At 72.3% G+C, this 17,860-nt stretch carries 14 protein-coding genes; 3 read left to right on the forward strand and 11 right to left on the reverse strand.

What is annotated here, in order from left to right; translation table 11 throughout:
* Window positions 1-316: 316 nt before the first annotated feature.
* Both ACIBEF_RS31025 and ACIBEF_RS31030 read left to right on the forward strand, forming a co-directional pair.
* Window positions 317-1,231 carry a DUF1996 domain-containing protein gene (locus tag ACIBEF_RS31025; protein WP_396796926.1) on the forward strand — a complete coding sequence of 305 codons (915 nt, stop codon included), beginning with the start codon at window positions 317-319 and terminating at the stop codon, window positions 1,229-1,231.
* Between the two features lie 72 nt (window positions 1,232-1,303).
* Window positions 1,304-1,897 carry a DUF305 domain-containing protein gene (locus tag ACIBEF_RS31030; RefSeq protein ID WP_396796928.1) on the forward strand — a complete coding sequence of 198 codons (594 nt, stop codon included), beginning with the start codon at window positions 1,304-1,306 and terminating at the stop codon, window positions 1,895-1,897.
* An 85-nt stretch (window positions 1,898-1,982) separates the two neighbouring features.
* Here the strand turns inward: ACIBEF_RS31030 and ACIBEF_RS31035 are convergent, their stop codons facing one another.
* The 11 genes from ACIBEF_RS31035 to ACIBEF_RS31085 form a co-directional block, all read right to left on the reverse strand.
* On the reverse strand, window positions 1,983-3,992 hold the full coding sequence (locus ACIBEF_RS31035; RefSeq protein ID WP_396796930.1) for an aldolase/citrate lyase family protein: 2,010 nt from the start codon (window positions 3,990-3,992) through the stop codon (window positions 1,983-1,985).
* Window positions 3,989-5,938 (reverse strand): SUMF1/EgtB/PvdO family nonheme iron enzyme, encoded by a 1,950-nt coding sequence (locus ACIBEF_RS31040; RefSeq protein ID WP_396796931.1) that lies wholly within the window; start codon window positions 5,936-5,938, stop codon window positions 3,989-3,991. The genes ACIBEF_RS31035 and ACIBEF_RS31040 overlap by 4 nt, the downstream gene beginning before the upstream one ends.
* The gene (locus ACIBEF_RS31045; protein ID WP_396796933.1) at window positions 5,935-6,873 is read right to left on the reverse strand and encodes a ribokinase; all 939 of its coding nucleotides are present in this window, start codon (window positions 6,871-6,873) and stop codon (window positions 5,935-5,937) included. The genes ACIBEF_RS31040 and ACIBEF_RS31045 overlap by 4 nt, the downstream gene beginning before the upstream one ends.
* Complete coding sequence (locus ACIBEF_RS31050; protein ID WP_396796935.1) at window positions 6,870-8,231, reverse strand: ADP-ribosylglycohydrolase family protein; 1,362 nt, start codon at window positions 8,229-8,231, stop codon at window positions 6,870-6,872. Before ACIBEF_RS31050 ends, ACIBEF_RS31045 begins: the two co-directional genes overlap by 4 nt.
* Window positions 8,228-9,397: an ADP-ribosylglycohydrolase family protein gene (locus tag ACIBEF_RS31055; protein WP_396796936.1), complete on the reverse strand. Its 1,170-nt coding sequence runs from the start codon at window positions 9,395-9,397 to the stop codon at window positions 8,228-8,230. Before ACIBEF_RS31055 ends, ACIBEF_RS31050 begins: the two co-directional genes overlap by 4 nt.
* A 4-nt stretch (window positions 9,398-9,401) precedes the next feature.
* Entirely contained in the window at window positions 9,402-10,694 is a 1,293-nt protein-coding gene (locus ACIBEF_RS31060; RefSeq protein WP_396796937.1) for an ABC transporter substrate-binding protein, read from the reverse strand.
* Between the two features lie 36 nt (window positions 10,695-10,730).
* Complete coding sequence (locus ACIBEF_RS31065; protein WP_396796939.1) at window positions 10,731-11,570, reverse strand: carbohydrate ABC transporter permease; 840 nt, start codon at window positions 11,568-11,570, stop codon at window positions 10,731-10,733.
* A 1-nt stretch (window position 11,571) separates the two neighbouring features.
* A complete protein-coding gene (locus tag ACIBEF_RS31070; protein ID WP_355010245.1) occupies window positions 11,572-12,507 on the reverse strand; it encodes a sugar ABC transporter permease in 936 nt (311 codons plus the stop codon).
* A complete protein-coding gene (locus ACIBEF_RS31075; RefSeq protein WP_396796941.1) occupies window positions 12,504-13,595 on the reverse strand; it encodes a LacI family DNA-binding transcriptional regulator in 1,092 nt (363 codons plus the stop codon). Before ACIBEF_RS31075 ends, ACIBEF_RS31070 begins: the two co-directional genes overlap by 4 nt.
* 290 nt (window positions 13,596-13,885) lie before the next feature.
* Window positions 13,886-15,502, reverse strand: a complete 1,617-nt coding sequence (locus tag ACIBEF_RS31080) for an ABC-F family ATP-binding cassette domain-containing protein (protein ID WP_396796942.1) — start codon at window positions 15,500-15,502, stop codon at window positions 13,886-13,888.
* Between the two features lie 262 nt (window positions 15,503-15,764).
* Window positions 15,765-16,370, reverse strand: coding sequence for a TetR/AcrR family transcriptional regulator (locus ACIBEF_RS31085; protein WP_396796943.1), 606 nt, complete (start codon window positions 16,368-16,370; stop codon window positions 15,765-15,767).
* A gap of 140 nt (window positions 16,371-16,510) precedes the next feature.
* On the opposite strand from ACIBEF_RS31085, the gene ACIBEF_RS31090 reads away from it, so the two are divergent.
* Window positions 16,511-17,599, forward strand: a complete 1,089-nt coding sequence (locus ACIBEF_RS31090; protein WP_396796945.1) for an aldo/keto reductase — start codon at window positions 16,511-16,513, stop codon at window positions 17,597-17,599.
* Window positions 17,600-17,860 lie beyond the last annotated feature (261 nt).

A 17,860-nucleotide genomic window follows, 5' to 3' on the forward strand; every position in this document is an offset into this window, starting at 1 on the left:
ACCCCAACCAGGCCGCCTACCAGATCAGCGTCGAACACCTCGCCGACTGGATCGCCACCCGCGGCTACGCCACCAGCTGACCCACCCGAGCACACACCGAAGGGCCGGACCCCACAAGGGGCCCGGCCCTTCGTCGTCTTTCCACCATCTGCGGCACGTATTGACAGTTGTCGACTTCGGCGCGAGGCTGGGGGCAGTGAGAGCGCTCTCTCGCACCGGCCCAACCGGCCACCACCCAGTCTGGCCAGGCACAACTCCGATGCCTTCGGCGGCGGCGCCGGAGCTGTCCCTGACCCGTCCCCCGACAGGAGTCACGATGGACAGGGCCGCATCCCTCTCCGGCATCCCCCGCCGACTGCGCCTCGCCACGGCGATCGGCGCCCTGCTGGTGCTACTCGGCACATACCTGGTGTCCACCACCAACCGGGCCGACGCCGCCCCCAGCCAAGCCGGCGCTGACTTCGGCGCCAACGCCATCCGGGTCGCCGAGTTCCCCGCCGACTGCACCTACAGCCACCGGCTGCCGGACGACCCGATCGTCTTCCCCGGGCTGCCCGGGGCGTCGCACATGCACAGCTTCTTCGGCCGCACTGTGACGAACGCCAGGACCACCCTCCCCGACCTGGTCAACTCGCCCACCACCTGCAACCCGCGGGTAGACGTCTCGTCGTACTGGGTGCCGACCCTGTACCGGGACAACGTCGCGGTGGAGCCGGCGATCGCCACGTTCTACTACCTGGGCGAAGGCGTACGCGCCGACGTCGTCGCGAACACCCAGCCGTTCCCGCAGGGGTTGCGGCTCGTCGCCGGCAACGCGAAGGCCACCGGGCCGAACGACAGCATCGCCCGCTGGTCCTGCCTGCACGCCGGGCAGGTGCCGCCGTCGAAGGACTTCGTCAACTGCCCGTCGGGCACGATGCTGGAGTCGTACCTGGACTTCCCGCAGTGCTGGAACGGCCGTGACCTCGACTCGCCGGACCACAAGAGCCACCTGGCGTACCCGGTGAACCAGGCCTGCCCGAGCACCCACCCGGTGCACGTGCCGAAGTTGCGCCAGGTGCTGCGGTACCCGGTCACCGGCGATCCGTCGCGGTTCCGGCTGGCCTCCGGGCCGGGCTACACCATGCACGGCGACTTCTTCAACGCCTGGCCGGTCGCGGAGTTGGCCCGCCGGGTCCAGGACTGCATCCGTCCCGTCATCAAGTGCGGTCACGACGGCCGACCGATCTGAGCGACAGCTCCACACCACGGCGGCGGGTCCGGTCACCCGGGCCCGCCCGCCCTGGTTGGGAAGGGAGATCGGATGCGCCAGCCCGCAGCGTCCTCGGTGCTCATCGCCGTGCTGCTCGTCGCCGGCTGCGGCCCCGGGCCACGAGAGGCGGTCAGCACCGCCACACCACCCGTGGCCGCGCCACCGGCGACGACCATGCCGACCCCCACGGGTACGGCGTTCAACCCGACCGACGTCGCCTGGCTGCAACTGACCGTGGCGATGACCGAACGCCTGCTGCCCGTCCTCGATCTGGTGCCGGGGCGGACCACCGACCCGGCCTGGCGGCAGACGGCCACCCAGGTGGCCAACACCCGACGCGCCGATCTGGAACGCGCCCGCCGGCTCCTGGCCGACGCCGCCGCCCCGACCACGAATCCGCACGAGGGCCACGACATGCCGGGCATGGCCACCGCGCAGGAGATGGCCGCGCTGCGGGCGGCCAACGGGCAGCCGTTTCACCGCCTGCTCGCCGGGCACCTGCGGGCGCATCTCGCACAGTCGGTCCGGATCGCCACCGCGGAGCAGCAGAGCGGGGTCCAGCCGGCAACCGTCGCGCTGGCGGCGGCCGTGGTGAGGTCCGGCACCGCCGACCTCAAACGGCTCGATCACCTCGACCCCGCGTAGCGGCGCGTTCAGTGGGCGGCCGGGCGGGGCCGACGCTGGCAGGCGGGTGACCACACCGACGACCTGGAGGAGCAGCCGGCGCGGCTCAGGCGGCGTAGCGGGCGGCGAGGTCGACGACGCGCCGGGCGGCGGCCACCATCGCCCGGTCGGCGAAGCGACCGTCGGGCAGCACCACGGTCCCTGAATCCCGCTGGTGCGCGTCCGCCACGGCGGCCAGCAGCTCCGCGGCGCGAGCCACCTCCCGATCGGCCGGGCGAAACGCGTCGACGATCACCGGGAGCTGGCGTGGGTGGATCGCCGCACGGCCGAGGAAGCCGAGCCGTCGGCCCGCCGCGCAGGAGGCGGCCAGACCGGTGAGGTCGACGACGTCGGCGTACACCGACATGGCCGGCGGGGCCAGACCGGCCGCGCGGGCCGCGACCACCACCCGGCCGCGCGCCCAGAGCAGCCCGTCGTCGTCGCTCACCCCCAGATCCGAGCGCAGGTCGGCCTCACCGAGCCCGATCGAGGCCACCGCCGGGTGGGCGGCGGCAATCGGGTACGCGGCCTCCAGCCCGGCCGCCGACTCGATCAGCGGGTGCAGGGGCACGTCGACCCGCTCGGCGAGGGCCGCCAGCGTCGCGGCCGACTCGACCTTCGGCAGCCGCAGCCCGGCCACCCCGGGGCGGTCGGCCACCGCCGCCAGGTCGGCATCGAGGTCCGGGCCGGTCAGCTCGTTGACCCGGACCTGCACGGGCACCGGGTGCGCCTCGGTGAGGAACTCGGCGACGGCGTCCCGGGCGTACGCCTTGCGTCCGGCGACGACGGCGTCCTCCAGGTCGAGGATGACCGCGTCGGCACCGGAGGCGACCGCCTTGGCGAACCGGTCCGGGCGGTCGCCGGGTACGTAGAGCCAGCTCAACAGCATCAGAGCACCCCCCCGCTCGCGCAGCGCGGCCAACTCCTCGGCGCTCAGGCCGAGCGCGCCGAAGACCGTGTCGGTGTCCTGGCCGTGCCGCCGGCCGGCGTGCCGGATCTCGCCGGGCGTCTCGGTGAGGCGGAACGGCACGTTCTGCATCCGCACCTCGCCCAGTTCCTCGTCGGGCACGGTGCGCACGGTGCCCAGCGCGGCGTACTGCGGATCGGCGAGGATGTCGCGCACGTCGTAGACGGGGGCGACCGCGGCCTGGGCCTCCTCGAACGCGGCCACCACCTCGTCGCGGTCCCGTTGCGACACCCAGGCGCTCACTGCCGCGTCCAACTCGTCGGCGTGGGCGGCCCGCCCGCTGCCGGTGGCGAACCACGGCTCGTCGATCAGCTCGCCGCGGCCGACCAGTCGCAGCACCCGCTCGGCGATGCTCTGCGCGCTGGTGGAGACCGCCACCCAGCGCCCGTCGGCGCAGCGGTAGGTGTTGCGCGGGGCGTTGTTGTTGGACCGGTTGCCCAGCCGGGGCTGGATGTAGCCGAGCTGGTCGTACCAGGTGACCTGCGGCCCGAGCATCGCCATGATCGGCTCGATGATGGCGAGGTCGACCACCTGCCCGGCGCCGGTGACGTCGCGGGCCCGCAGGGCGAGCATCACCGCGTACGCGGCGGCGAGCGCGCTCACCGAGTCGGCCAGCCCGAACGGGGGCAGCGTGGGCGGCCCGTCCGGTTGCCCGGTGGCCGCGGCGAAACCGCTCATCGCCTCGGCGAGGGTGCCGAAGCCGGGCCGGCGGGCGTACGGGCCGACCTGCCCGAACCCACTGATCCGGGTGATCACCAGCCGGGGGTTGACGGCGTGCAGCTCGGCCGGGCCGAGCCCCCACCGCTCCAGGGTTCCGGGGCGGAAGTTCTCCACCAGCACGTCGGCGTCGGCGAGCAGCCGACGGAGCAGCGCGGCGCCGTCCGGGTCGGACAGGTTGAGGGTGACGGTGCGCTTGTTACGGCCGAGCACCTTCCACCAGAGCCCGACACCGTCGCGGGCCGGGCCGTGCCCCCGCGACGGGTCCGGCTTGGCCGGATGCTCCACCTTGATCACGTCCGCGCCGAAGTCACCGAGGAACGCCGCCGCGAGCGGCCCGGCGAAGAGGGTGGCCAGGTCGACGACCTTGACGCCGTCCAGTGGCGCGGTCACCGGGTCACCTCCGGCAGGTCGGCCGCACAACGGAAACCGACCTGTTCGGAGCGGGCGAGGCCGGCACCGGTGAGCAGCAGCTTCACCGACACGTCCGCCGGTTGCGGGCCGCCGTCGAGGTACCAGTCGGAGCCCTGCGCCCGGTACTGGGCGCCGCCCTTGAGGATGGCGAAGCGGGTACGACCGTCGGAGTGCTCGCTCTCGGTCAGGTTCCAGACCAGCGGTTCCCGCCGTACGAGCAGCCCCGCCTCGGCGGCGACCTGCCACTCGTCCTCGGTGGGCAGTCGCAGTCCGGCCCACGCCGCGTACGCCCGCGCGTCGGCCAGCTCGACCCCGGTCACCGGGGCGTCGGCCGGACCGGAGCCGGCGGTGAACCGCTCCGGGCGCACCGGAACGTAGTCGGCGGCGCGCAGGAACTCGGCGTACTCGCCGTGGGTGACCTCGTGCACGGCGATGGCGAACCGGCCGAGCCGCACACTGCGCCGCAGCGTGCCGGGGTGGTGCAGCCGGGGCGGCAAGGGCTTCCACTCGTCGACGTAGGGCGCTTCGCCGTACAGCCCGGTCTCCCGTACCCGGTGCCGGACGACCAGGTCGTGCCGGCCGCCCTCGACGGCGACCAGGCCCGGCGGCACCTGCGGTCGGGGCGCCCATGGCGTACGGACGCGCACCGCGGCGCGGGCCGGGAAGGACGGGTCGCCGGTCGGCGGCTCGTGCCGGTGCGCGGAGGCGGGTCCGCGCGCCACGGCCGCGATCGCGCCGGCCGGGAGCGGGCCGCCCACCGCCAGTCTTCCGTCGGCGGTCTCGGTGACGGTCAACGCGGCACCGGTGACCAGGTCGACGAAGTCTCGGCCAGCGCTCGGGTCGGCGACCAGCCACGGGCCGTCGTGGTCCGCGCCCCGGTTCACCACCGTCCACAGCGGCTCGTCGTCGTGCGTCCAGCGGGACGCGTACACCTGGCCGTCGCCGGGGTGGTCGGCGAGCGGCACCCAGTCCTCGGCGCGCAACCACGCCGCGTGGCTGCCCTGCACCCGGCGCATCGCCCGCAGCACCGCGCGGTCGCGCTCGTTCCAGCCGACCCAGACGCCGAAGACGCTCTCCCAGACCAGCACGCCGACGCCGTTGAGCCAGGCGGAGTGCAGCTCGTCGAGGTGGTCGCGGTGCCAGCGCCGGGTGTGGTGCAGCACGTGCCGTCGCTCGAACCACTTCGCCCGCAGCACGCCGGGCACCTCGGAGTCGGCGAACCACTGCGCCCAGGACATGGCGTGGTCGGCGATGCGGGCCAGTGGCACCCGGCTCTCGCCCTCCAGGACCATGCCGGGGCGCACCGCGTCCAGCGCGGCGCGCAGCTCCCCGGCGCCCTCCTTGAGGGTGTCCAGGAAGACCCCGTCGACGCCGAGCTTGCCGGCCAGCGTGGCGACCTCCTCGGCGTCACTGCCCACCTCGCGCCGGGTGCCGGTGTCCCACGGGTTGTAGTCGACGAAGACCCGCACCCCACGCTGCTGGAACGCGCGCACCACATCGGGTAGCTCCGGCACGTCCCGGTACCAGTCGAACTGGTTGCGGTCGTCGAGGCCGATGACCGGGTACGCGTGCCAGAGCACCACCCCGTCGAAGCCGCCGAAGTCCCGCCCGGCCGCGTCGAGGAACTCGTCGACGGTGAAGACGCCGCGTTCGTGGTCGTAGAGCGTCTCGTCCCAGAGCCAGGCCAGGCAGACGCTGAAGCAGTCACCGGCGATCTCGTCGTAGTGCTCGCCGACGTAGCCGATCCGCTCCCGGGCATCGACCCGCCACCGGGCGATCTGTTCCCGCCAGGCAGGCCAGTCGGCCGGGTCGGCGGGAGCGGCGAAGATCTTCGCCTCGTCCAGGGTGCTCAGGTCGGCGTGCCCGCCCAACGGCACCTCGGTCGGACGGTCGATCGGGCGCGGGACGTACGGGTTGAAGCTCACGGTGCACCTCGGTAGGTCGTGTCGTAGAGGGCGTCGATGACCGGCCGGTCGGGCAGGGCGGTGGACGCTCCGGGCCGCTGGGCACAGGCCGCGCCGGCGGCGCAGGCCCAGCGCAGGCTGGCGGTGACGGTGTCCTCGCTGCTGGCGCCGCCCCGTTCGGCCCAGCTCACGGCGAGCGCTCCGGTGAACGCGTCACCGGAGGCGGTGGTGTCCACCGCGTCGATCTGCGGCGCCGGGACCGCGAGTCGCAGGCCGTGTCGATCGGCGTACGCGGCCCCGCGCGCGCCGAGGGTGAGCACCACCCGGGGCACCAGCTTCAGCAGGGCGTCGAGCAGCACCGGCGGGTCGTCGGAAGCGACCTCGGCAACGACCGCCGCCTCGTGCTCGTTGACCACCAGCACGTCGACCAGGTCGAGCAGGACGGCCGGCAGCGCGGCGGCGGGCGCGGCGTTCAGCACCACCGTGGTGCCGTCGACGCGGGCCCAGCTCGCCGCCTGGAGCACGGCGCTCAGCGGCACCTCCAGTTGCAGCAACAGCACGTCGGCCGCCGCGATCGTCGCCCGGTCGTCCGCGTCCAGCTCAGTCAGCGTTCCGTTGGCACCGGGCGCGACCAGGATGAAGTTCTCCGCGTCCCGGTCGACGGCGATCAACGCGACACCGGAGGGGCCGGCGGCGGTCCGCAGACCACGGACGTCCACGCCGGCGTCGACGAGACTCGCCCGCATCCGGGTACCGAACTCGTCGTCGCCCACCGCGCCCACGAAGTCGCAGGCCGCACCGGCCCGGGCGGCGGCTACGGCCTGGTTGGCGCCCTTGCCGCCGGGTACGGTCCGGAAGTTCTCGCCGAGCACCGTCTCACCGGGACGGGGCAGCCGCGACGCCGTGACCACCAGGTCCAGGTTGCTGCTGCCCACCACCGCCACCCGCGCGCTCATGCCACGCCCCCTTCCGTCGCCGGCTGTGCCAGGGCGAGGGTCCGCTCGGCCAGCTCGTCGAAGCCGATCCCGTCGAAGCCGGCGATGCTGCTGGCCAGCCGGTTGCGCAGCGGGGCGACCCAACGCTGCGGCAACCCGGACGCGCCGGTGAGCGCTCCGGTCACCGCGCCGACCGTCGCGCCGGTCGAGTCGGTATCCCAGCCACCACTGACCACAGCGGTGATCGACCGTTCCAGGTCCCCCCGCCCGTACGCCAGGGCGGCGGCCACCAGCGCCGCGTTGTTGCGGACGTGCACCCAGTGCAGGTGGCCGTGTCGTGCGTACAGCTCGTCGACGACGCGTTCCCAGTCGTCGGTGCCCGCGCCGAGGGCGCGTGCCTCCCGGACCGTGGCGGCGAACCTGCTGTTCGGCGGCAGGACCGCCTCGGCGGCGTCCAGCACCTCGTCCATGCTGTCGGCCACCGGTGCGGCGGCGGCCAACGCCGCCGCCCAGAGCGCGCCGTGCACCCCGCCCCGGACGTGGCTGACCGTCGCGTCGCGCACCGCCAGTTCGGCGGCGCGGTACGGCCGGCCGGGGTTGACCCAGCCGTACACGTCGGTGCGGATCTGCGCGCCGATCCACTCCCGGAACGGGTTGTGCCGGCGGGCGCTCTGCGGCGGCGGGTAGCCGAGCAGCAGGTTGCGGTACGCCACCCGCTCGGCGGTGAAGACCCGCCCGCCGGGCAGCCAGTCCAGCCACGCCTGCGCCACGTCGGCGCTGGTGAAGCCCCGACCGTGCGTCTCCAGCACGCGCAGGGCCAGCAACGCGTAGTTCAGGTCGTCGTCCTCGGGCATCCCGTCGATGTTCTCGGCGAGGCTGGTCGGCGCGCTGCGCCGGTTCCACGGCCAACGGGCGGCCACGTCGGCCGGGAGCCCCTTCCCGGTGAACCAGTCACGCAGTGGCCACCGGTCGGTAGCGGTGAGGATCTCCCGGATGCCCTCGCGGGGGATCTTCTCCACCGGCTTGCCGAGCAGGCAGCCGACCGCCCGGCCAAGCCACCCGCCGTGCAGGCGGTCGTACGCCGCCTCGGTCGGCAGCGACCAGGTGGTCGGCCACCCAGCACGCAGCGAGGTCAGGTCGTCGGCCTCGTCGGTGGTGTCGACGGCGGGCAACGCGTCGGCGGCGTCCAGCAGCTCCGTGGCGAGGGCCCGCAGCTGCGGCGACGCCGGGTTCACCGACGCCCCGCTGACCGGTGGGGTCAGGTCCCCGCCAGCCGCCGTCCACCGTTGAGCGATCGCGGCGACGTCACGCCCCTCGTCCCGGCTGGCAGCCAGCTCGTGCGGCAGCAGGTCCTCCGGCTGAACCCAGGTGATCCTCACCGGGTCTCGCCCCCAACCCCCCGGGTGGCACCGGCGGCCAGCCCGGCGAACCGCTCCGCCCGGCGGGCGAAGCGGGCCTGGTCGCGCTCGAAGACCTCGCCGGCCACCGTCGCGAGGACCCGGGCTGGTTCCACCAGGTCGGTCCTGGAGGCGGTGGCGACCACGTCGGACCATTCCGCCGGCACCGCGTCGGCGCCACCGAGCGCCCCGGCGATGGCGGCGGCCATGGTGGCGGTGGAGTCGGCGTCCCGGCCGTAGTTGACCGAGCCGAGCACCGCGGCCCGGAAGTCGCCGCCCGCCACCACGAGCATGCCGAGAGCCACCGGCAGTTCCTCGATGGCGTGCAGGCGACTGGGCCGCCGCGCGCCGAGGCCGGGACTGCGGTACTCCTCCCCCACCGTGTCGTAGGGGGCGACCGCGGCCCGCAGCGCGGGGATGGCCTGCTTCCAGTCGTGGTGGCCGCGGGCCTCCTTGACCACCGCGTCGATGGCCGCGCGGGTGCCGTCGCGGGCCAGGTCCAGCGCCGCCGCGACGACGTCCTCGACGCCCGCGCCGGGGGTCGCGGCCGCCGCGACCGAGGCCGCGAACACGGCGGCGGCCTCCCGCCCGTAGCTGTGCTGGTGCGCGCCGGCGATCTCCACCGCCTCGGCGTACGCCCCGGCCGGGTCGCCCGCGTTGACGATGCCGACCGGTGCCATGTACATGGCCGCGCCACAGTTGACGATGTTGCCGACCCCGGCCTCGCGGGGGTCCGCGTGGGCGTGGTGCAGTCGGGTGACCAGCCACCGTTCGGCGGCGGCGAGCCGGTGGAAGGTCACCCCGTCGCGCTCCAGGTCGGGGATGTACACCACCCGCTCGATCAGGTCGGGAACCAGCAGGTCCACCACGTCGAAGGCATCGAGGTGGTCCCGTTTGGCCGCGTACGCGCGGACCAGGGCGTGGGTCATCAACGTGTCGTCGGTGAGGTGCCCGTCGCCCTTGTGGTAGGGCGCGAGGGGTCGCGCGGTGGCCCAGTCGGCGTGGTACGGGGGCACGATGCCCTCGACCCAGCCGCCGAAGCGGGTGCGGATCTGCTCGGGCAGCGCCGTCTCGGTGGCGCCACCGAGGGCGTCTCCGACCGCGGCGCCGACCAGGCAACCGACCGATGTGTCGAGCAAGAGTGACATGTCGTTACCTCAGAACCTGCTTGCCACCGTCGACCAGCTGCGTGCCGAGCTGATCGAGGGTGATCTTGTTGGCGAAGTACTGCTGGAGGGCCGGGGTGGCGTACTTGGTCTTCCACTCCGGGTAGCCGTCGGCCTGCTGGAACGGGGCGACGGTCAGGTCCGTGGCGCTGTCCGCGGCGACGTCCCAGCCCTGCTTGCCGTCGGTGAGCTTGACCAACTCCTCGTTGGCCTGCTTGCCGGTCGGCACCAGCCAGTCGCCCTTGGCCAGGGCGGCCATGTTGGTCGGGTTCAGGAAGTACTCCAGGAACTGTGCGGCCTGCTTCTTGTGCTTGCTGTCCTCGGAGATCGACAGCGTCTGCGGGTTGGCGGCCTGCTTGGTGGAGAGTCCCTTGATCGGGGGCAGGGTGACCCACTCGAAGCCGGCCGGCGCCTGCTCGACCATCTGCTGACGCAGCGACACCGAGCCGGGCAGCATCGCGTACTTCCCGCCGAAGAAGCCGGGCAGGGTGTCCGCGCCGCTCATGCCGAGCGCCTCCGGGGAGGCGGACTTGGCGGTGTAGAGCATGTCGTGGATCCGCTTCGGGACCTCCTTCTCCGCGTCGCCGACCTTGACCTCGGTCTTGCCGCCGTCGCCGTAGAAGAACGTGCGGTCGTAGTTGAGCGCCAGGTTCAGCACCCGGTTGGTCGGCGACTTCAACGCCCACGCCGCGCCGTACTGGCCGGGCTTGGTGAGCTTCTGCGCGTTGGCCTGGAACTCGTCCCAGGTCCAGCCGCCGTCGGCTGGCGGCACCGCGACACCTGCGGCGTCGAGCAGCTTCTTGTTGGCGATGACGACCTGCGACTCCAGCAGGAACGGCACGCCGGTGACCTTGCCGTCGACGGTGGCGGTGTCCCAGATGCCCTTGTCGATCTGCCCCTTCAGGTCGTCGGAGACCAGGTCGGAGAGGTCGGCCAGGTAGCCCTGCTTGCTGAACTCCCCGATCGAGGAGGCCTCGTAGTGCACGATGTCCGGCGCGTCGCCGCCCTCGAAGGAGGTGAGCAACTGGTCGTGCACCGAGTTCCAGTCACCCTGGACGTACTCGACCTGGATGTCCGGGTGCTCGGCGTTCCACTTGGCGACCAGGTCCTTGTTGACCTGGAGCGACTCCTTCTGCCAGGCGAGGCTGAGGAAACGCAGCTTGGCCGGGCCGGACGCGGCCTCGTCGTCGCCGCCGGAGCCGCACGCGGTGAGCGCGCCGAGGCCGACGACCGCGACCGCGGCGCCCGCCGCGAGTCGGCGGAATCGGGTACGAAGCATGGGGGGTTACCTCCTTGGTGGTGGTTGGGGGACGGTTCAGCCCTTGACGGCGCCCGCGAGCGACCCGGACGAGAGCCGGCGCTGCATGAACGCGAAGAAGATCAGGCTGGGTAGCGTGGCCAGCAGTGAACCGGCGGCCAGGGGACCCAGCCGGGCGGTGCCCTCGATGCCGACGAACCGGGCCAGCGCCACCGGCAGGGTCGCCAGCTCCGGGGTCTTGATCAGCACCAGTGCGAAGAAGAACTCGTTCCAGGCCGAGATGAAGGAGAACAACGCTGTCGCGACCAGACCCGGAGCGAGCAGCGGGAAGACCACCCGCCGCAGCACCTGCACCCGGGTGGCGCCGTCGACCGACGCGGCCTCCTCCAGCTCCCTCGGGATGTTGCGGACGAAGCCCTGCAACATCCACAGCGCGAACGGCAGCGCCCAGACCACGTAGATCAGCACCAGCCCGGCGTGCGTGTTGGCCAGACCGACCTGCCGCAGCACCAGGAAGATCGGGATGATCAGCAGTACGAACGGGAAGAGCTGGGACAGCAGCACCCAGCCCAGCGCGGCGGTGCCGAGCTTGGAGCGGAAGCGGGCCAACGCGTACGACGCCGGCATGGCCACCAGCACGGTCAGGACCGCCGAGGCGAGGGAGACCTGGAGGCTGTTGAGCGCCGCCCGGCCCAGCTCCTGTTCGGTGAACGCCTGCACGAAGTTCTGCAGTGTCGGGTTGTTCGGGATCAACGTCGGGTGCAGGCGTACCAGCTCGCGCGGCGGTTTGAACGCCGTGGAGAGCAGCCAGACCAGCGGGAACCCGAGGAAGATCAGATAGCCGGCGAGCGCCAGGTACTGCAGTGTCCGGCTCGTGCGGCTCGGTTTTCCGAACATGTCAGTTCGCCTCCCTGAGCCGGCGACGGAGATAGACCGCGAGCAGCGCGATGATGATCACGACCATGACGTTGCCGAGTGCCGCCGCGTAGCCGTAGTTGCCGTAGCGGAACGCCTCCTCGTACGCGAAGAGCATCGGCAGCATCGTCTTGCCGCCCGGTCCACCGGCGGTGAGCACGTAGACCAGGCCGAACGAGTTGAAGTTCCAGATGAAGTCCAGCGAGGTGATCGCCACGATCACCGGTGCCAGTGCGGGCAGCGTGACGTGCCGGAACCGGTGCCAGGTGCTGGCCCCGTCCACCGCCGCCGCCTCGTGCAGCTCGCGACCCACACCCTGCAGGCCGGCGAGCAGGACGACAGTGGTCTGCGGCATCCCCGCCCAGACCCCGACGATGATCACCGCGGGCAGTGCGGTGCTGAAGTCGCCCAGCCAGTTCGTCCGCAGTCCGTCGGCGCCGACGCGGTGGAAGAACTCGTTGATCAGGCCGGCGTCGGGGTGGTAGACGAGCTTCCACAGGATGCCGACGACGACGGGCGGCATCGCCCAGGGCACGACGGCCAGCACCCGCGCCACACCTCGGAACCGCAGTTGCTGGTTGAGCAGCAGCGCCAGCCCGAGGGCGAGCAGGAACTGCAACACAGTCACCCCGACCGCCCAGAGAAGACCGATCTTGAAGGAGTTCCAGAACAGCTCGTCGCCGAGAAGGTCCCGGTAGTTGGCCAGGCCGGTGAAGCTGACCTCGACGTTGCGACCGGCGCGGGCGTCGGTGAAGCCGAGGTAGATGCCCCGCAGCAGGGGAAACACCGACAGCACCAGGATCGGCAGCAGCGACGGCAGCAGGAGAAGGTAGATGGTGGTGCGGTCGGAGCGGAACCGGTTGCGACGGCGGGCCGGCTCGGCCCGTTCGACGTCCGGCCGCTCGGTCAGGGTGGTCATGCGGTCACCCCTTCGCTGGACGGGTGGGTGGTGGGTGGGCCGGTGGGTCGAGGGACCGGCAGGGTCGCGGCGCTGGACGCGCGAACGACGAGACTTGGTGGCACCTGCTCGCGTCGCGGCGGCACTGTGGCGTCGGCGATGCGGTGCAGGAGCAGTTCGGCGGCTCGGCGACCACGCTCGGCCGAGCCGAGCGAGACGCTGGAGAGCTGGGGAAACATCATCCGGGCCAGTTCGGTGTCGTCCATGCCGACCAGGGCGACGTCCTGCGGCACCCGACGGCCGGCGACCAGCAGGGCGTGCAGCGCGCCGACCGCGATGAGGTCGTTGGCGCAGACCAGGGCGTCCGGGTCGGCGCGGGCGAGCAGTCGCTCGGTGGCGGCGCGGCCGGCCGCGTACTGGAAGTCGCCGACCTCGATCAGGTCGGCGTCGAGCGGGATGCCGTGGCGGGTCAGGGCGGCCCGGAATCCGGCGTCGCGGGCGGCGCCCGGAACGGTGTCGAGCGGACCGTTGACGAAACCGATCCGCCGTCGGCCGGTGGCGACGAGATGGTCCACGGCCAGCGCGACGCCGTGGCGCGAGTCGGTACGCACGTTGTCGATCGGAGCGTCCGCGCCGAGCTGGCCGACGACCACCACCGGCACCGGGCTGTCCACCAGCGCGGTGAGGTGGTCGTCGGTGACCCGGATCGGCGAGACGATCATGCCGTCCACGTAGCGGTTGGCCAGTCGTCGCAGCAGAGCGGTCTCGTTGTCGATCCGCCCGCCGGTGGCGTGCACCAGCAATTGCCGCCCGGAGGACGCGACCACGGCCTCGATGGCGCGCATCATCTCCACGTAGACCGGGTTGCCGATGTCCTCCACCGCGAGCGCGATCAGACCGGTGCGCTGGGACTGCAACGACCGGGCGATCGCGTTGGGCACGTAGCCCACCTCGGCCGCCGCCTCACGAACCTTGCGGATCGTCTCGGGGCTGCCGCCGACGCCGTTGAGCACCCGCGAGGCGGACGCGATGGAGACGCCCGCGCGGGCGGCGACGGTGTGCACCGTGGGCCGGCCGTCCGCCGGTTCCTGTAAACGTTTACGACCCACGTTCGGCACCTCCACCCGGTAGCTGTAAACGTTTCCGGGGAGTCTGCTCCGCAAATGGCGGAGAGGTCAAGGGCCCGTTACGAAAACGTTTCCAACCCCGCACCCCCGCACCCCCGCCCCCCACCGCACCCCGCCTCACCCGCCCCACCCCGCCCACCGCGTTGATCATGAGGTTGTTGCCCTGCACGGCGGCGTGTCGTGGCGATAACTTCATGATCAACAGTTCGGAGTTGGGGGGTGGGGGGGTGGGGGGTGGGGGGTGGGGTGGGGGGTGGGGGTGGGGGTGGGGTTCAGGTGGGGAGGCGGAGCTGTCGGCCGGGCCAGCGGGAGCGGAGTCTGCGGTCGTGGCTGGCCACGACGATGGCACCCGGGCCGGTGCCCAGCGCGTCCTCCAACTCGTCGCAGAGCGTCGGCGAGAGGTGGTTGGTGGGCTCGTCGAGCAGGAGCAGCTCCGGCGGATCGGCGACGAGCACCGCGAGGGCGAGCCGACGGCGTTGTCCCACCGACAGGTCGGCCACCGGGTGGTCGAGGTCCGCCGGGGCGAGCAGCCCGAGGGACGACAGCGGTACGACATCGGCCCGTTCCATCCCGACGGCCGCGTCGAAGACCTGCCGGGCCGTCCGCCGCGCATCCGCGAAGACGCTGTCCTGGGTGAGCAGGCCGACCCGCAGCTCCGGTCGTCGCCAGAGCATTCCGGCACCGGTCAGCCGGCCGGCCAGCACGGCGAGCAGGGTCGACTTGCCGGCACCGTTGGGGCCGGTCACCAACAGCCGGTCGCGGGACCTGAGCTCCAGGTGCGCCACCCGCAGTCGGCCGGGAACCTCCAGTCGGTCCGCCGTGACGATGACGCTGTCACTGTCGCCGACGGCGAGCGCCGTCGCGTGAAAGCGCAACGGCTCCGACGGCACCGGAACCGGGTCGCGCTCGATCGTCTCCAGTCGACGGACGGCGTCGCGGACGCGCCGGGAGATCTGGTTCTGAACACGGCCGGCGGTGTGCCCGTACCCCATTCTCTCGCTGTCGCGCGGACCCCGGCCGTGGGCGACCTGGTGCCCGGTCACGGCGGCGGCCTCGCGCAGGTCGGCGAGGAGCGCCTGCTCGTCGTCGTAGCGCCGCCGCCACCGCTGCGCCTCGGCGCGCTTCGCCGTCAGGTACGCCGTGTAGCCGCCGCCGAAGCGGACCGGCCCGTCGACCGCCGGGTCCAGGTCGATGAGATCGGTGCAGACCGCGTCCAGGAAGGCCCGGTCGTGACTGGCCACCACGACCACCCCCGGCATGGCACGGAGCTGGTCCTCGCAGAACGCCGCCGCCGCGTCGTCGAGATGGTTGGTGGGCTCGTCGAGCAGCAGCGCGCTCGGCCGGCGGATCAACGTCGCCGCGAGGGCGAGCCGGCCACGTTGCCCACCGGAGAGCGCACCCACCATGCGGTCGTGGGGCAGCCCGCCGAGACCGAGGCCGTCGAGGACCGTGCGGGCACGCCGGTCGGCGTCCCAGGCGTCGCGGTCCTGCGCCCGTTCCAGCACCTCGCCGTACGCGGCCAGCAGCCGGTCGTGCTGCTCGGTGCCCTCCGGCGCGTCGGCGAGCGCGACGCCGATCCGGTCCAGCTCGGCGAGGTCGGCGCGAGCCTCGCGCAGCGCGTCGTCGAGGACGGCGGCGATGGTGGCGGATGCCCGCAACGGCAGTTCCTGGTGCAGGAAGCCGACGTCCGGTGGACGGGTGACGGTGCCGGAGTCGGGTACGTCGACGCCGGCCAGGACCCGCAGCAGGGTCGTCTTGCCGGTGCCGTTCTCACCGATCAGGCCGATCCGGTGGCCGGGCGCGGCGGTCAGGGAGACGCCGTCGAGCACCCGGCGGTCGCCGCGGACCCGCACGAGGTCATGGGCGATGAGAGCAGGTCGAACAGACATGGGGGACCTCGGATAACGACGATCCGGGGCGCACACCGGCACCCCGGCGGAAGCAGGACATGACGACGGAGGCCGCGGCGACGGAGGCGCGATCACGCGCCCGTCGGCGGCCGGTCCGGGTGCTCACCCGGAGATGTCGTCGTCACCTGCCACGTCTGCTCCGATCTCCCAGAACTCGGGCGCAACAATAACCGCGCCGGCTCCGGCTCAGCTCCCGCCCGTGCTCGACGAGCTGTTGTCCGACGGGCGGATCGTGACACGATCAGGCCGTCCGGGCACCTGCCCGCAGGGAGTCGATGGTGAGGTCGAGGGCCGCTTCCAGGTGGTCGGTCTTTCCGGTGGAGAGCAGCAGGAGTACGCCGCCCTGGATGCCGGCGAGCAGCGCCGCGGCAGCGCGGTCGGCGTCCACGTCCGCGGAGATGTCCCCGGTCGACTGCATGTGCCGGACGCCGTCGGCGATCGCGTTCTGCCAGCGCCACATGAGCCCGGTCACGATCGCCTGCGCGCCCGGCGCCCGTCGCCCGGTCTGGCCGAGCAGACCGTTGAGCGGGCACTTCACCCCCTGTGCCCGGTAGCGCTCGATCAGTCGGTCGCGCCACGCCAGCCAGGCCGGCCAGGACGTCAGGTTGCTGAGCATCGGCTCCTGGTCGAGCAGGACCTGGTCGGCCTCGTGCTGGGCCACCGCCAGCAGCAGTTCTTCCTTCCCGTCCGGGAAGTAGTGGAAGAGTTGACCCTTGCTGGTGCCGGTGTGGGCCATCACATCCTCAAGGCGTACCTCGTCGACGCCGCGCTCGCGGATCTCGGCGGCGGCGCCGGCGACGATCCGTGCCCGGGTGGCCTCGCCCTTGCGGGTCAGCGCCCGTGTCATGAGACCTCCCTCACCGATTACCCCTCGTGCCTGCCCGCCCGACCCTAGCTCGGCTTTTGGACTTGCAGGTCCAATTTTGCCGAGCAAAGGTCTGGAAAACGGTCCGCTCGGGGCCGCCACGTGATCGAGAGGACACAACGATGAACCACTACTACCTGCTCGGGCGGTCCGGTCTGCGGGTGAGCCGGCTGGCGCTGGGCACCATGAACTTCGGCGTCGACGGGTTCCACGCCGCGTACGGCAAGACCGAGGAGGAGGCCGAGCCGATCTTCCGCCGGTATCTGGAATCAGGCGGCAACTTCATCGACACGGCGGACTTCTACACCGCCGGCGAGAGCGAAAAGATCCTCGGCCGGCTGATCGAGCGGGCCGGTGTGCGCGAGCGGCTCGTGCTCACCAGCAAGTTCACCAACACCGTCGACCCGAGCGATCCGAACGCGAGCGGCAACGGCCGTAAGCACATCATGCGGGCCGTCGAGGCGTCGCTGAGCCGACTGGGCACCGACTACATCGACCTGTACCTGCTGCACACCTGGGACCGGATCACCCCGGTCGAGGAGGTCGTGCACACTCTCGACGACCTGGTGCGCGCCGGCAAGATCCGGTACGCCGGCCTCTCCGACGTACCGGCCTGGTACGCCACCCGGGCGCAGAGCTACGCCGAGGCGCACGGCCTGGCCCCGATGATCAATCTGCAACTGCCGTACTCCCTGGTCAGCCACGACATCGAGGCGGAGTACGTGGCGATGGCCCAGACCATGGGCATGGGGCTCACCGCATGGAGCCCGATCGCCAGCGGCCTGCTCAGCGGCAAATACCGGCGTAGCGGCGACGGCCTGAGCGGGACCGGCCGGTTGACCAATCCCGACACCGGCGGCCGCGAGGTCAGCGCCAGCGAGTGGCAGGTCATCGACGCCCTGGAGAGCGTCGCCACCGAACTGGGCCGCAGCATGGCCCAGGTCGCGATCAACTGGGTCGCCACCCAACCCGCAGTGGCCTCGGTGATCATCGGTGCGAGCAGCGCCGAGCAGGTCGGCAGCAACTTCGAGGCGCTCGACTTCGAGATCCCGGCCGACGCGCGTCGCCGTCTCGACGAGGCCAGCGCTCCGCAACTCGGGGTGCCCTACGTGATGTTCACCCCGCAGTACCAGTCCTGGGTGGTGAGCCCCGGCCTCGGCATCGGCGACAAGCCGGCCGGCTACGCCCCACCGGTGTTCAACGCCAAGTAGCACCTCGCGCGATCACGCCCCCCCGCCCCCTACCCCCACCCCCTACCCCGGTCCCGGCCCTGCTCCCCGGTCCCGGCCCTACTCCCCGCCGATCTTGCACTTGCTGTCCCGACATAAGGGGGCTTCCCACTCATGTCGACAACCGAAAGCGCAAGATCGGCGGAGCGGGGGGGTGTCCCTATGGGTTTCGTCAAGCGGAGATCGGCGTGGCTGGGCGTGGTTGGTAGGCGATCTTGTCGCGGAGCATGGCGTAGAGGACGT

The sequence above is a fragment of the Micromonospora sp. NPDC050795 genome, from assembly GCF_044456785.1.
Classification (GTDB): Bacteria; Actinomycetota; Actinomycetes; order Mycobacteriales; family Micromonosporaceae; genus Micromonospora.

Bases quoted from the DNA above. Each gene is read 5' to 3' on its own strand.
- ACIBEF_RS31085 (WP_396796943.1), bottom strand. From the start codon at position 16,370: ATGACACGGGCGCTGACCCGCAAGGGCGAGGCCACCCGGGCACGGATC.
- ACIBEF_RS31060 (WP_396796937.1), bottom strand. From the start codon at position 10,694: ATGCTTCGTACCCGATTCCGCCGACTCGCGGCGGGCGCCGCGGTCGCG.
- ACIBEF_RS31030 (WP_396796928.1), top strand. From the start codon at position 1,304: ATGCGCCAGCCCGCAGCGTCCTCGGTGCTCATCGCCGTGCTGCTCGTC.
- ACIBEF_RS31070 (WP_355010245.1), bottom strand. From the start codon at position 12,507: ATGACCACCCTGACCGAGCGGCCGGACGTCGAACGGGCCGAGCCGGCC.
- ACIBEF_RS31045 (WP_396796933.1), bottom strand. From the start codon at position 6,873: ATGAGCGCGCGGGTGGCGGTGGTGGGCAGCAGCAACCTGGACCTGGTG.
- ACIBEF_RS31055 (WP_396796936.1), bottom strand. From the start codon at position 9,397: ATGTCACTCTTGCTCGACACATCGGTCGGTTGCCTGGTCGGCGCCGCG.
- ACIBEF_RS31090 (WP_396796945.1), top strand. From the start codon at position 16,511: ATGAACCACTACTACCTGCTCGGGCGGTCCGGTCTGCGGGTGAGCCGG.
- ACIBEF_RS31065 (WP_396796939.1), bottom strand. From the start codon at position 11,570: ATGTTCGGAAAACCGAGCCGCACGAGCCGGACACTGCAGTACCTGGCG.
- ACIBEF_RS31080 (WP_396796942.1), bottom strand. From the start codon at position 15,502: ATGTCTGTTCGACCTGCTCTCATCGCCCATGACCTCGTGCGGGTCCGC.
- ACIBEF_RS31025 (WP_396796926.1), top strand. From the start codon at position 317: ATGGACAGGGCCGCATCCCTCTCCGGCATCCCCCGCCGACTGCGCCTC.